Annotated in this window: 12 protein-coding genes; 6 read left to right on the top strand and 6 right to left on the bottom strand. The window is 42.0% G+C overall.

Annotation, left to right across the window (positions count from 1 at the left end; translation table 11 throughout):
- Window positions 1–547: 547 nt before the first annotated feature.
- Complete coding sequence (locus B2X72_RS19355) at window positions 548–1,720, bottom strand: acyl-CoA dehydrogenase family protein (RefSeq protein WP_088160138.1); 1,173 nt, start codon at window positions 1,718–1,720, stop codon at window positions 548–550.
- 125 nt (window positions 1,721–1,845) lie between these two features.
- Between B2X72_RS19355 and B2X72_RS19350 the strand changes: the two genes are divergently transcribed.
- Window positions 1,846–3,375: an aldehyde dehydrogenase family protein gene (locus tag B2X72_RS19350; protein ID WP_075990941.1), complete on the top strand. Its 1,530-nt coding sequence runs from the start codon at window positions 1,846–1,848 to the stop codon at window positions 3,373–3,375.
- A 19-nt stretch (window positions 3,376–3,394) separates the two neighbouring features.
- The gene (lat, locus tag B2X72_RS19345) at window positions 3,395–4,684 is read left to right on the top strand and encodes an L-lysine 6-transaminase (RefSeq protein ID WP_286851131.1); all 1,290 of its coding nucleotides are present in this window, start codon (window positions 3,395–3,397) and stop codon (window positions 4,682–4,684) included.
- A gap of 60 nt (window positions 4,685–4,744) precedes the next feature.
- On the opposite strand, the gene B2X72_RS19340 is transcribed toward lat, so the two are convergent.
- The 3 genes from B2X72_RS19340 to B2X72_RS19330 all read right to left on the bottom strand — a co-directional run bounded on the left by B2X72_RS19340 (window position 4,745) and on the right by B2X72_RS19330 (window position 7,094).
- Window positions 4,745–5,512, bottom strand: a complete 768-nt coding sequence (locus B2X72_RS19340) for a suppressor of fused domain protein (RefSeq protein ID WP_198386028.1) — start codon at window positions 5,510–5,512, stop codon at window positions 4,745–4,747.
- Window positions 5,513–5,590: 78 nt separating this feature from the next.
- Window positions 5,591–6,040, bottom strand: coding sequence for an energy transducer TonB (locus B2X72_RS19335; RefSeq protein ID WP_153848132.1), 450 nt, complete (start codon window positions 6,038–6,040; stop codon window positions 5,591–5,593).
- Between the two features lie 70 nt (window positions 6,041–6,110).
- Window positions 6,111–7,094: a hypothetical protein gene (locus B2X72_RS19330; RefSeq protein ID WP_088160133.1), complete on the bottom strand. Its 984-nt coding sequence runs from the start codon at window positions 7,092–7,094 to the stop codon at window positions 6,111–6,113.
- Window positions 7,095–7,316: 222 nt separating this feature from the next.
- Between B2X72_RS19330 and B2X72_RS19325 the strand changes: the two genes are divergently transcribed.
- Genes B2X72_RS19325 through B2X72_RS19310 form a run of 4 tightly spaced genes read left to right on the top strand, consistent with a single transcriptional unit; the run spans window position 7,317 to window position 9,493 of the window.
- Complete coding sequence (locus B2X72_RS19325; protein WP_075990935.1) at window positions 7,317–7,823, top strand: GbsR/MarR family transcriptional regulator; 507 nt, start codon at window positions 7,317–7,319, stop codon at window positions 7,821–7,823.
- 4 nt (window positions 7,824–7,827) lie between these two features.
- Window positions 7,828–8,190: a hypothetical protein gene (locus B2X72_RS19320; RefSeq protein ID WP_088160132.1), complete on the top strand. Its 363-nt coding sequence runs from the start codon at window positions 7,828–7,830 to the stop codon at window positions 8,188–8,190.
- 4 nt (window positions 8,191–8,194) lie between these two features.
- Window positions 8,195–8,575, top strand: coding sequence for a hypothetical protein (locus B2X72_RS19315; protein ID WP_075990933.1), 381 nt, complete (start codon window positions 8,195–8,197; stop codon window positions 8,573–8,575).
- A 27-nt stretch (window positions 8,576–8,602) separates the two neighbouring features.
- Complete coding sequence (locus B2X72_RS19310; RefSeq protein ID WP_286851129.1) at window positions 8,603–9,493, top strand: TIGR01777 family oxidoreductase; 891 nt, start codon at window positions 8,603–8,605, stop codon at window positions 9,491–9,493.
- A 32-nt stretch (window positions 9,494–9,525) separates the two neighbouring features.
- On the opposite strand, the gene B2X72_RS19305 is transcribed toward B2X72_RS19310, so the two are convergent.
- Both B2X72_RS19305 and B2X72_RS19300 read right to left on the bottom strand, forming a co-directional pair.
- Window positions 9,526–11,637 (bottom strand): type IA DNA topoisomerase, encoded by a 2,112-nt coding sequence (locus B2X72_RS19305; protein WP_088160130.1) that lies wholly within the window; start codon window positions 11,635–11,637, stop codon window positions 9,526–9,528.
- A 110-nt stretch (window positions 11,638–11,747) separates the two neighbouring features.
- Complete coding sequence (locus B2X72_RS19300) at window positions 11,748–13,106, bottom strand: deoxyguanosinetriphosphate triphosphohydrolase (protein WP_075990930.1); 1,359 nt, start codon at window positions 13,104–13,106, stop codon at window positions 11,748–11,750.
- Between the last annotated feature and the right edge of the window lie 237 nt (window positions 13,107–13,343).

The raw sequence follows: 13,343 nt of genomic DNA, 5'->3' as shown, positions 1-13,343 counted from the left end.
TTTACTTAGGGTTAGTTTAGGGTTTAGTTAGGGTTAGTTTAGGTATAGTATAGGTATAAGCTAATCAAAACCTAACTTAATGCTAAGCTAAGTATAAACAAAAGCTAAACTAAAGAATAAGAAGTTCAGAATTATTTTTATCGAGAGGGTAACTAGGGGTCTGCTCGGAGGTAGGCCTCCGGCTGCCGCGCAGGATCTGGGGGAACCTCCTGTTCCGCTCTCCACAGGCTTCGTGCCATGTTCGGGGAAGATTTGCACTGACTCCGTGTTTTGTCCGTGTTGAGTCCGTGTTCCGTCCGACCCCGACATGGAGACAGAACCCGCTCACGATAGACACACCTTGCTCACAGGGCGAACCTAAGACCTATCTAAACCCTGTCCAGGCTCTTTCAGAGTCAAACATGAGTCGCACCGCAGCCGAAAACAAGTCGAACTGGATCCGACCCCCTGCCCTAGAAATAACAAAGAATAACCAAAAAACAACAAACACTCGGACTAGCATAGGATACATAAGCCTAAAAGCTCCGTTCCGCAACAAAAGTTTACATTACGAAAAAGCGTTCAGCCCCGTAATATCTTGTCCCGTGATTAATAAATGAATATCATGTGTCCCTTCATAGGTAACTACAGACTCTAGGTTCATCATATGCCGCATAATAGGAAAATCACCCACTATCCCCATTCCGCCAAGGATCTGCCTGGATTCACGCGCAATCTGCAGCGCCATATTCACATTGTTCCGCTTTGCCATGGAGATTTGCTGTGGAGTAGCACGTCCCTCATTTTTGAGCTGCCCTAAACGCCACGACAACAACTGCGCCTTGGTAATTTCCGTCAGAAATTCCGCTAGCTTCTTTTGCTGCAATTGAAAACCAGCAATTGGTTTATCAAACTGATGTCGCTCCAAAGCGTATTGAACCGCAGTTTCATAACAGTCTATTGCTGCTCCGATCACTCCCCATGAAATTCCATAGCGGGCCGAATTCAAACAGGAAAGCGGTCCACGCATTGAATTTACAGCAGGAAGCACATTTTCCGCAGGGATATAAACATCATGAAAAACCAATTCCCCTGTTTTGGAAGCGCGCAAAGACCATTTATGCAGGGTCTCTGGCGTTTCAAAACCAGCCATTCCACGTTCAACAATTACTCCCCGCACCTTTCCGGCCTCATCTCGTGCCCAAACGACAGCAATATCGCAGACAGGCGAATTTGTAATCCACATTTTGGCTCCATTCAATAAAAAACCATCTCCTTTTGCCGTCAATTTCGTTTCCATTCCCCCCGGATCAGATCCATGATTAGGCTCAGTAAGCCCAAAAGAACCGACCAACTCGCCCGATGCTAACCGCGGCAAATATTTACGACGCTGCTCCTCGCTACCATAGGTATAAATCGGAAACATCACCAAAGAGGATTGCACCGATGCCGCCGAACGAATTGCCGAATCACCGGCTTCCAATTCCTGCATAATCAAGCCATAGGAAATCTGATCCAATCCCGCCCCGCCATATTCAGCAGGAATATAAGGCCCTAAAGCTCCAATTGCTCCCAATTTAGGCATCAATCCCGCAATAGCACGGTGCTCCTGCGCCGCGTCTTCAATGAAAGGCTTAATCTCTGTGTTCACAAAATCACGGACAGACTGCCGTATCAGTTTATGTTCTTCGGACAATAAATCGTCCACCTGGTAATAATCGATATTAATTTGTTTGATCATGATATAGTCTACATTAGCTTATCTAAGATAACGATTATTTTCCACTGAACAATATTCAGCACAAACTTGTCATTAAAAAATTTATTTCATATATTTAAACTAATCCACGAATAAAATAAACCATTATGATAAAAGCAGCGCTTAAAACACTTGGAATATCTTCTCAGAATTTAGGATCATCAACTGGACAACAATGGTTTTCCGAGGGTAAAGAATTCGAATCCTTTTCACCTGTCGATGGAAAGCTCATCGCAAAAATAAAAGGCAGCAATCGTCAGGACTACGAAGCGGTCATTAAGCAAGCCGGAGATGCTTTTTTACAATGGCGCCTACTACCTGCCCCAAAAAGAGGAGATATCGTTCGCCAATTGGGTGACAAGCTCCGTGAACTTAAACCCATTCTCGGAAAATTAGTTTCCTATGAAATGGGTAAATCTTACCAAGAAGGCATGGGGGAAGTGCAAGAGATGATCGATATCTGCGACTTCGCGTTAGGCCTATCTCGCCAACTGTATGGTAACACCATCCATTCGGAACGCCCCGGGCACCGCATGTACGACCAATATCATCCTTTGGGCGTTGTAGGTATTATTACAGCATTTAACTTTCCGGTGGCGGTATGGGCATGGAACACCGCCCTCGCACTGGTCTGCGGCAACACTGTCGTCTGGAAACCCAGCGAAAAAACACCGCTATGTGCCATAGCTTGCCAAAAATTACTTGCAGAAATCCTACACAGCAACGGGCTGCCCGAGGGAATATCCAACCTCGTCATGGGCGACAGAGAAGTTGGCGAGTGGCTTTCGGCAGACAACCGCATCGCTTTGATTTCTGCAACAGGATCCACGCGCATGGGAAAAGAAGTCGCCGTCGCCGTAGCACAACGCCTCGGTAAAACACTTTTGGAACTCGGTGGAAACAATGCAATCATCGTTACTCCAGACGCAGACTTAAAAATGACCATCATCGGTGCTGTATTTGGTGCCGTAGGTACAGCCGGACAACGCTGTACAAGCACCCGAAGACTTATTATCCATGAGCACATTTATGACAATGTCAAAAAACAACTGACCAAAGCTTATGGTCAGTTAAAAATTGGTGACCCTTTGGACACGAAAAATCATGTAGGACCATTGATTGACAAAGCCGCCGTAAAATCATACTTAAACGCACTGGACAAAATTAAAACACAGGGGGGAAAAATGCTGATCAAGGGAAAGGTACTTGAAGGCAAGGGCTATGAAAGTGGCTGTTATGTACAGCCTGTTATTGCCGAAGTCGAAAATCATTATGAAATCGTACAGCATGAGACCTTTGCCCCTATTCTTTACTTAATCAAATACAAGGGAGATATCAGTGCGGCCATAGACCTACAAAACAGCGTCGCACAGGGATTGTCTTCTGCCGTCATGACGAACAACCTAAGGGAAGCCGAGCTATTTCTGAGTGCTGCTGGCTCTGATTGCGGTATCGCCAACGTCAATATCGGCACATCAGGAGCCGAAATCGGAGGTGCTTTTGGAGGCGAAAAGGAGACTGGCGGAGGTCGGGAATCTGGGTCAGATGCCTGGAAAGCCTATATGCGCCGTCAGACAAATACCATCAATTATACGACTGACCTACCTTTGGCACAAGGTATCAAATTTGATTTATAAACCATTTACACACAAAATTATGAGCAACGTACATGAAAGATTAAGCAAACATATATTGGCCGATGGATTTCCTTTGGTTATGGATATGGAAAAATCCCATGGTTCTTATGTCGTGGATGAAAATGGGGATGAATACCTCGATATGTTCAGTATGTTTGCTTCTATGGCCGTGGGTTACAATCATCCACATTTGGTCGAACAACGTGACTTCTTAGGCAAAATGGCCGTCAATAAGCCAGCCATGTCTGATATTTACCCAAAAGAGTTTGCTGATTTTGTCGACACTTTTGACCGCGTAGCCATACCGAAAGAACTCTCCTATGCCTTTTTCATATCAGGCGGAACACTCGCCGTGGAAAATGCTTTAAAAGCTGCCTTTGACTGGAAAACAAGGCTTAATTTTTCACAGGGAATACAAAAGGAAGCCAGCCAGGTCATTCACTTTAAACAGGCTTTTCATGGCAGATCCGGTTATACCCTGTCCTTAACAAATACACAAGACCCCAGAAAATACCTTTATTTTCCAAAGTTCAACTGGCCACGCATTACCAATCCGAAGTTGAGCTACCCCTTAACAAGCGAACATATTGAGCAGACCATTACTTTGGAGGAAAAGGCTGTCTCAGAAATACGCCAAGCCCTTGCCGCCAACCCCAACGATATCGCCTGTATCATTATTGAACCGATACAGGGCGAAGGTGGCGACAACCATTTTCGAAAGGAATTTTTCGTACAGCTTCGTCAAATCTGTGATGAAAATCAGATCCTATTGATTTTTGACGAAGTACAGACCGGATTGGGCATTACGGGGAAAATGTGGGCTTACCAACATTACAACGTAATTCCCGATATCATTGCCTTCGGCAAAAAAGCACAGGTATGTGGTATACTGGCGAGTAAGGAAAAATTTGATCAGGTGGAACATCATGTCTTTAAAGAGTCCAGTCGTATCAATTCAACATTTGGTGGTGATTTTATGGATATGCTCCGCTTTAAATTAATTCTTGAAGTCATAGAACAAGAAAATCTCGTTCAAAATGCAGCAGAAAAAGGGCACTATCTACAAGATAAGCTCCAGGAACTGCTAGTGAAAAAACCGCAGCTGTCCAATTTACGAGGAGAGGGTTTATTCGTTGCATTGGATTTCACATCGGAAGCTGCACGCAATGAATTTATCAAAAATGCCTATGCAAATAAACTGATTATGTTAGGCTGTGGAGAGAAAAGTATACGTTTTAGACCGCACCTTAATGTGAGTTATGAGGATATCAATAAAACGATAGCAATTATAGAAAAGAGTATTTCCTAAAAAATAAGCAATGCTAAAAAGCTTCAATGTAGCCTATAGTATTGCTTATTTTTTTATAAACTATCTATCTCTACATACATTGGGACGGTCAATATCGACCAGTTCTGAAATTCCATACTCATCAAACAGGTCTAAGAGTGCATCTGTACCCTCTTCAAGTTTGTAATCCATCTCTTCTTTATATACAGGGATCATTGCATAAAAATTGATCAGATTACCATCTTTGGTCTTTAACTCCAAAAATTCCTCATCAAAACTTAGCATAGGTGGAAGCAGCAACATACAACCGAAACCTGTATTTGCAATATCCTCGGCTTCCATCCCATTGGGAATGGTATGCCCATATCCCAACCAGGTTTTGTACTCATGTGGAAACCGCGCTAATCTTTTCAAAAAGTAGACCGGCCAATAATTGTTGTCATCCTGAAATTCCTCTTCTCCGATCTTCCAATCTGCGGGCAACACGACCATCAGCTCCGCCCGTTCATAAGACTCTTTGTTTTCCACTTCATCTGGAACATGCATAGCCAAATCACTCATGCCTGAAGTAACCAATATATGGAATGGATAGTTTGCACTTGGTTTAATCCAATGCACATCGATATGAACAAGTTCGGAGATAATTTCATGGAACACCATATCGGGTTCGGCAATATATTTGGTCAAATGCTCCTCGATTTCATCCAGATAAACACATTGTACCTCCGGAAATAGGTTTTTTGGATCCTTATCATCAGATTGATCTTCATAACGGTAGACCGTAGACCCTCCAGCAGTAATTTCTGTATCTTTTTTTTCGGACGGAGATTCTTCCTCTTCGCCGCTCATAATTTTTTTGACTTTATCCCAAAATGACATATTATCTTATAAATGGTGAAAATTTTAGCGATTATTTTCTATTCAAATTTATTCAATTACAGCTACTACAGGCTGTCTAAATCTTGTTTTAACTGGTTTTCCTTTGACCTGTCCCGGCATCCATTGTGGCGATCTGCGCATAGCAGACAACACAGCCTTTGCAAACTCGGGACTCACTTTATCGGGATTCTCGATTTCAATATTACAGATCGCTCCATCTTCACAAACAATAAATTTCAGAATTGCCGTCTGCCGAGATCCATATTTTGCATAGGCCACACTGTCCATTGCCCTGATTGTTCCCGACAAATCCAGGTTATTTTGCAAAAATCTGGACCAGGCCACCACCCCGCCCTTGAAATAGGGAAAATCATCAACGTTCTGTGCAATACTGTCTGCAGGAATATCCCGTTTAGCAATCACTTGTGCACTTGCAGAAGTACACAATACCATAAAAAGTAGAATTGAAAAAAAAGTCTTAAATCCAGTTAAATACATAATCTATCCTATCCATAATCGTACCATTTAACGCTTGTATAAGATAATTTATTGCTTTAAATCCTCCGGACTAATTGAGCGGCATAGCAACCTCTGCATTAAACGCCCCTGTTTCATCAACAAGAAAACTGATCGGATGCTCCGGATTTTTAATAATCTCGAATAAAGTCAATCCCCAAGGTTTCCAAAAATTTTCCAAAACTTGGCCATAAGTCTTATTTTGCCAATGATCAAAGATAGGTTTCATCGACATATCCGCTAATGGCATAGGTTCAACATAGACTTTTTGCGGGGTGTTTAGATAGGTATAATCTGGCAGACGATTAAATAAGTAGGCTGAATAAAAATAGCGTGCACACAATTCTTCAAACTGGATCGGGTGTAATGTTTTGCCCGCAATGACTTTGAGAATATCTTCGTGATAAATATTGTTTGTCGCATTATCTTGAAGACAGGCAACTACAGCAAAGTCCTTCATACGGATCGAGAAGATCAATGTATTGATTTCATCACGATACATAAATGTATCCGGTGCATTCTCAACAGGTACAACAACCAATGAAAATGGGAATGTATTTTCAAACTCCATCGGTACAACCAGAGACTGTAACATCGCATGTAGATTCGTAAAACGCTGTGCAAGCGCCTGAGAAAAGTTCATATCTTCACCAGAAGCTTTTTGCTGCTGAATTCCCGCAAGAATTTCATTAAAAACCACCCCATAGATGATTTTTGTCATCCATTGAAACAATAGTAATGGATCCAGCTGTTTGACGGCTTCATAGCCTTGTTCAAACGACTGTTCTACCGCACGCTCCATTTGCTCAATAGCTTCGGCTGCAGCCATGGAACACGGTAGTTTCAACGATTTGTAAGTAACCAGATTCTCATCCAGCATTTTAAAAGGTTTATCTTCCAATTGAAAAGATTTCATCATCCATACAGGAAACACCTGAATGGATTCTTCTTCCGACTGAAGCTTATTCCCTGTTAAAAAACAAATATCTGAATCAAACTGAAATTGTTTGAATGGATTATACAAAGTTGTCGCCATAATGCTGGCAAAGTTAAAACAAATCGAAAAGTCCGCAAGAAAAGCAAATTCTTATTACGATATGGTGACTTGCATTCTTAAACTTATTTTATTTTCAGAAATTATTGAAAATTCAAAAACTTTAAATACCTTTGATATAGGCAATCACAAAAAGGATGGGAAAGCCGATCGGTTCAATAGTCCGATAAAAATAAATTGAGGTATTGGCAAAATAAAAGCACGATGGAATTACAAGAAGCAAAACAACAGTTCATAGACACCTGGGGCGCATTAGGTTCTGAATGGGGGATCAACAAATCTGTTGCTCAGGTTCATGCCCTACTCCTTTCTGCAAGCAATCCCATGTCTACAGATGAGATTATGGAAAAGTTAGTGATCTCCCGCGGGAATGCCAATATGAGTATCCGGCAATTGATCGATTATGGTATTGTCTACAAAAAACATATTGCTGGTGATCGAAAGGAATATTTCGTCGCAGAGAAAGAGGTCTTAAAATGGGCGATGAAAATTGCAGTGATGCGTAAGCAGAAAGAGCTTGACCCCGTAATGGATATTCTAAAGGATATAAGCCAGAATACCGAAAAGGACCAGACTGCAGAAGGTAAGGAGTTCCATAAAACGGTAAAGGACATCCAAAATCTGACGGATCAACTCGAAACTATTGCCAACAAGATTTTCAATACAAGCGGTGGAGATTTATTAATCAAATTGATCAAACTAATGATGTAGCGTCATGAACTTCAATATCCTAGCGTACGCAATCTACGGCCTGCTCACCTGTTATATTATTCTTTGGGTCGGTCGGTTATTCCATAAAAATGGCCGGATTTTCATCCTATCGCTTTTCCGCCAGGAGGTCAACTTGGCCGATACGACAAATAATCTATTGCTGCTTGGATATTACCTACTCAACATCGGCTATGCAATCCTGCAGTTTAGTTATTGGCGACAAATTGAATCATTTGATGAAATGATCTGCAGCATTGCCTTTAAAACAGGACGATTACTTTTTGTCCTTGTTGGGTTACATTACTTCAATATGCTCAGTATTTACTTCTTCGCAAAAAAAAAGAATTCATTAACCATTAAACATTAATATCATGGGAAATTTAACAGTTATCGGGTACTTTATCTACTTACCCATTGCAATAGGATTAACCTATTATGTTGCCTACGTGCTTTTTAAAAATAGCATTGTTTACATGAATGATATCTTTGCCGGTAGGCCGGAGGTAGCCCATGCGACGAATAATTTATTTCGCATTGGATTCTACCTCATGAATTTGGGATTTGCACTCTACATACTTGAAATCAGCCTGTACAAGCCGAGCATTCAGGAACTTATTGAGCGCCTGAGTTATAAAATCGGTGGATTTAGCATATATCTTGGTGTAATGCTCTTTCTTAATATGTTTCTCTTCTTTAGAGGCAAACGGATTGCAAAACAACGAAGAAACATGGATACAACCTTCAATGCATAATTAAAACAGACTGTAAATACACTTGCCATGAATAAAATAGTCATCGCTGGAGGAACAGGTTTTGTTGGACAATATCTTTCCGAGAGATTTCGTACATTAGGCTATCAGGTGATCATCATTGGCCGTCGGCCGGGCAATATCCTTTGGACCGATCGATCCGCTATTTCCGATTCACTGGAAAATGCAGCGATGCTAATCAATCTAGCCGGAAAATCTGTCAACTGTCGGTATAACGAAAAAAATAAGGCCGAAATATTTTCCTCACGAACAGCAACGACTACGCTTCTCGGCGAGCTCACAGCAGGCTGTACCAATCCACCAAAGCTATGGCTAAACGCGAGTACCGCCACCATCTATCGTCACGCCGAAGATCGTCCAATGACAGAAAATTCGGGGGAGATCGGAACAGGTTTTTCCGTTGATGTTGCAACATTATGGGAAAAAACCTTTTTCGACTTCAAATCGGAAAAGACAAGACAGGTGGCGCTTCGGATGGCGATAGTTTTGGGCGCAGATGGAGGGGTCATCCTTCCTTTTAAAAACCTCGTTCGTACTGGCCTCGGTGGAATACAGGGAAATGGTCAGCAATATTTTAGCTGGATTCATATTGAAGATCTATTTCAAATCATTTTATTCTTACAGGGTCGTGATGACATCGCCGGTATCATAAATTGTGCGGCACCCAACCCGATTACGAATAAGACTTTTATGGCAACTTTTCGACAGGTAATGAACCGTAAAATTGGCCTACCATCTCCAAAATGGCTACTGGAAATAGGTGCGGCTTTAATTGGCACGGAGACAGAGCTGCTTTTAAAAAGCCGTTGGGTATTACCTGAAAGGTTGGAGAACAGTGGATTTACCTTCAAGTTTCCAACGATTTCAACTGCTTTGCAGGATATTTTGCAGCGGGGATAAAAACCGAAAAGATAAATACGTGGGGTAAACCATTATCCCACGTTAACCTTGAAATTTTCAAATACAAGCGGCGCAGTGACAATAGCGCCCTCGTTATTTTTTACGCCTTTAAACTCGGAGGTTTTTCCTTTCTCCAGCAGGTTCTTCATCTCTTTTTCGTCCAGAAAGATACCATTTAATGTCCGCCAGATCTTAAAATCACATCCACGGGCATAATGGTCGCACTGGGCCACTTTATCGTAGAGCAAAATCAATCCCTTCTCACATTTCGGACATTTTATCTTTCCTTTTTGTTGAGGTTTAACTTCCTCTTGTGCGAGAGAAATCCGCAGTGTCAACAATTCTTTTGTGATTTTGGCCGTATAGTCCTTAATATGTTTCATAAAAACATCATAAGACACCTTATTGGCCCGCATTTCCTCCAGCTTCTGCTCCCATTTACCGGTCAAAGTTACTTTGGCAATGGAACGATCTTTTACAAGATTGTATACCGCAAGCCCCTTTTCCGTTGGAATCAGTTTTTTCTTGTCGCGCTTAATATAATCACGTTGGAAAAGTGTTTCGATGGTTGCAGCACGCGTAGCAGGTGTACCAAGTCCACAGTCCTTCATAGCCTGTCGCATCTCATCGTCTTCAATTTCCTTTCCCGAGGTTTCCATGGCCTTCAATAACGAAGCTTCGGTATGTATGGGTCTTGCTTTGGTAAAACGTTCGGCAAGTTCGAGGGTCAGAATCTGCAATAATTCCTCGGCTAATAGCTTCGGTAATTGCGCATTTTCGTTATCCTGATCGTCATTGTTTTTATCTTCATCAGGCGCTTCGATCTGCTCCGCGGAAAGACGCCAGCCGTATTGCTTGATCACAGTACCTTTGGCGATAAGTTCAACTCCCTGCGCATCAATTGTCACGGTGGTAATATCTTTTATACAAACTTCCGAGAAACTTTCCACCATACGCTTGGCAATCATATTGTAAACGTTCTGTTGCTCTTTGAGCATGGGCCCCGGCTTTTCATCCGTCACCAACAAGGCATGGTGATCAGTTACCTTTTTGTCATCGACAGAACGTTTGTTCAATTTTGCGCCGATCAGATTTTTTGCAATAGACGCGATGGATTCATCTGCGGTATCTGCTAAATGTTGAAAAAGTGCGCCAATTTCTTCAAAAACATCCTCACCGATGTAACGGGAGCCCGTACGCGGATAAGTGATGACCTTCTTTTCGTAAAGTGTTTGCGCAATACTCAGTGTCTGATCTGCCGAATAACCATATTTTTTATTTGCATCCTGTTGCAGCGATGTCAAATCAAATAGCAAGGGTGGCTGTTCTTTTGTTTCTTTGGCTTCCACCTTTGCCACACGGGCATTGGAACCAACGGTCAATCGCGCAATGGTTTGCTCGGCAACATCCTTTTTATCGATCTTATTGGAGGTTGCCTTAAAACTGATATTGTCTTTTTCAAACCCGGCCTGGATTTTATAAAATGCCTGGGGTTTAAAATCTTTGTTTTCCAGATAGCGTGAACAAATCATGGCCAAAGTTGGCGTCTGTACACGGCCCAAAGAAAGTAATCCTTTATTTCCCGCCGCCAAGGTGATGGCCTGCGTCGCATTGATACCGATGAGCCAATCTGATTCCGAACGTGAGCGGGCAGACATATATAGGCTATCGTATTCCGCACCTGCTTTCAGATTGGCAAATCCTTCTTTAATGGCCTTATCTGTTTGACTCGATATCCAAAGACGTTTAAAAGGAACTTTAGAACCCAAAAAATAGTATATATTACGAAAGATCAACTCCCCTTCCCGTCCAGCATCGGTAGCCACAATGATTTCTTCGGCCTGTTCTAAAAGGGATTTTATGGTGTTGAGTTGCTTAACTGCTCCGCTATCATCCATCTGCTTGCCATCACGTTTCACCTTCTTCGACTCCAGCTTAAATGTTGGTGGAATGATCGGCAAGTTCGAGATTGTCCACGAATTGTATCCGTAAGCCTGTGGCGTACAGAGTTGAACCAAATGACCAAAAGCATACGTAAAAGCATAGCCATTGCCGGCGATATAACCGTCTTTGACTTCCTTCGCCCCCATCACTCGAGCTAGATCACGCGCCACGGAGGGCTTTTCAGCAATTACAACCTTCATTTTAGATATGAGATGTTAGATTTTCGATCCGAGACTAGCTGTAATGCCCGAGGGTATTACAGCTAGTCTCAATTTAATATTGATGTTTTAACCCTTTACCTTAAACGTCCCTATTCTATGGATGGTATCGTTATTCCTTTGATTTTACGATACAGCTCTATCGCATAAACATCAGTCATACCTGAAACAAAATCCAATACACAACGAATTTTCGAATACGAATCTTGTTTGTCCGTATAAAATTGTTCAGGAATTAACGCAACTAGCTTTTTATCGTAATTGTTCTTGTTCTTCTTCAGGTATGCCGGAACAAATTCTTTCAATAGGGCATCCATCACCCGGTAGCCAGCAATCTCAATCTGTACAACTGTGGGTGCATTATAGATTTTTGCAATGGAAATCTTCGAGATTTTGTTCATTTGTGTAACAATATCTTCATCTAGGGCATCCATCAACGCTGATGCGAAAGTTCCTGACAGAAACTTGTCCTGCTCACGTACAAAGACATCAACACATCCTTTAATCAAGGTATTGATCGCTTTGGCACGTAACAATGCTACGCGGCTTGGGGTATCCAGCAATCCATCGAGTCTGTCACGAAGATTTTCTTTACCACATAGTGGCAATAGTAATTCTTCGACTTCCTGATAGGACAATATTTTAAGATGATGAGCATCTTCTAAGTCAATAATATTGTAACAGATATCATCTGCAGCCTCCACGAGATAAACCAGGGGATGTCTCAGATAGCCCTTTGGATTAGAGGGATCTTTTAATAGTCCCAATTCATTGGCAACCTTCTCAAACGCCTTTTGTTCTTCTGTAAAAAAGCCATATTTCTTGCGGTGATGGCTCTTCTTAAGGTGGCCATCAATTGCCAAACAGGGGTATTTTACAATGGAAGCCAGCGAAGTATAGGTCAATGCAAAACCTTTGGGATCCTTGCCCTGGAAGGCATGCGTCAAAATCCGCAGGGCATTTGCATTTCCTTCAAAGTGGGTCAGATCTGCCCATTCTTCGGCTGTGACCTGCTCTTGGTATTTACGTCCATCTCCATCTGTGAAATACGTAGATATGGCGGATTCACCCGAGTGGCCAAAGGCTGGGTTGCCCAAGTCATGTGAAAGACATGCCGCCGAGATAATATTTCCGACTTCTTGCAGAAAGGGGTAATCATTATCCAGGTTTGGATTTTCCTCTTTCAGCTGCGCATAAAACATACGCCCCAAAGAGCGTCCCACACTGGCAACTTCTAAACTATGTGTCAATCTATTGTGCACGAATACAGCACCAGGAAGTGGAAAAACCTGCGTCTTATTCTGTAATCTCCGAAATGGGGATGAAAAGATCAAACGATCATAATCCCGTTGAAATTCCGACCGGGCCACAAGGTAACTATCTACGCTCCGATCTTCGTAACCCCAGCGCTTTGCAGAGAGCAAATCTTTCCAATTCATTTTTTCAGACATAGCGCAAACTTAGATAAATTTGCCTTTAAATACAATTATAATCATAGGATACAGCTTCGGAAATTATCCGAATGACTGTCCGCATATCGCTATATTTTACTCCTGTTATTCACCTATTCAGGAGTCATTATTGCAACAGTATCCATGATTGCATTTCAAAATGACAAATTTTACAAACAGCTGTTATCAAAGTCATTTTTATACAGGTTATATTCTGTATCTTTCCTCTATAAATTA

It is taken from the genome of Sphingobacterium sp. UBA7253, from assembly GCF_002472745.1.
GTDB classification, from domain to species: domain Bacteria; phylum Bacteroidota; class Bacteroidia; order Sphingobacteriales; family Sphingobacteriaceae; genus Sphingobacterium; species Sphingobacterium siyangense.
The sequence above is the reverse complement of the archived record's forward strand: the minus strand, read 5'-3'. Positions and strand labels throughout refer to the sequence as shown.